Raw genomic sequence first — 1,267 nt, 5'->3', positions numbered from 1 at the left:
AGAGATGAAAATCTCAAACAATATACGATGAAGAGTTTGATCCTGGCTCAGGATGAACGCTAGCGGCAGGCTTAACACATGCAAGTCGAGGGGTATTGGTTTTCGGACCAAGAGACCGGCGCACGGGTGCGTAACGCGTATGCAATCTACCTTTCACAGAGGGATAGCCCAGAGAAATTTGGATTAATACCTCATAGTATTATAGAGTGGCATCATTTTATAATTAAAGTTCCAACGGTGAAAGATGAGCATGCGTCCCATTAGCTAGATGGTAAGGTAACGGCTTACCATGGCAACGATGGGTAGGGGTCCTGAGAGGGAGATCCCCCACACTGGTACTGAGACACGGACCAGACTCCTACGGGAGGCAGCAGTGAGGAATATTGGTCAATGGACGCAAGTCTGAACCAGCCATGCCGCGTGCAGGATGACGGTCCTATGGATTGTAAACTGCTTTTGTACGAGAAGAAACAACATTACGTGTAATGTCTTGACGGTATCGTAAGAATAAGGATCGGCTAACTCCGTGCCAGCAGCCGCGGTAATACGGAGGATCCAAGCGTTATCCGGAATCATTGGGTTTAAAGGGTCCGTAGGCGGTTTAGTAAGTCAGTGGTGAAAGCCCATCGCTCAACGGTGGAACGGCCATTGATACTGCTAGACTTGAATTATTAGGAAGTAACTAGAATATGTAGTGTAGCGGTGAAATGCTTAGAGATTACATGGAATACCAATTGCGAAGGCAGGTTACTACTAATTTATTGACGCTGATGGACGAAAGCGTGGGTAGCGAACAGGATTAGATACCCTGGTAGTCCACGCCGTAAACGATGGATACTAGCTGTTGGGGGCAACTTCAGTGGCTAAGCGAAAGTGATAAGTATCCCACCTGGGGAGTACGGGCGCAAGCCTGAAACTCAAAGGAATTGACGGGGGCCCGCACAAGCGGTGGAGCATGTGGTTTAATTCGATGATACGCGAGGAACCTTACCAAGGCTTAAATGTAGATTGACCGGTTTGGAAACAGACTTTTCGCAAGACAATTTACAAGGTGCTGCATGGTTGTCGTCAGCTCGTGCCGTGAGGTGTCAGGTTAAGTCCTATAACGAGCGCAACCCCTGTTGTTAGTTGCCAGCGAGTCATGTCGGGAACTCTAACGAGACTGCCAGTGCAAACTGTGAGGAAGGTGGGGATGACGTCAAATCATCACGGCCCTTACGCCTTGGGCTACACACGTGCTACAATGGCCGGTACAGAGAGCAGCCAC

General features: G+C 49.0%; 1 rRNA gene. It reads left to right on the top strand.

From position 1 onward, the window contains the following. Positions 1–24: 24 nt before the first annotated feature. Positions 25–1,267 (top strand): 16S ribosomal RNA (locus EOD40_RS17830); the annotation flags it as partial.

It is taken from the genome of Flavobacterium sufflavum (assembly GCF_004016525.1).
Lineage (GTDB): Bacteria > Bacteroidota > Bacteroidia > Flavobacteriales > Flavobacteriaceae > Flavobacterium > Flavobacterium sufflavum.
Note: the sequence above shows the minus strand (reverse complement) of the source record. Positions and strands in the feature narration are given on the sequence as shown.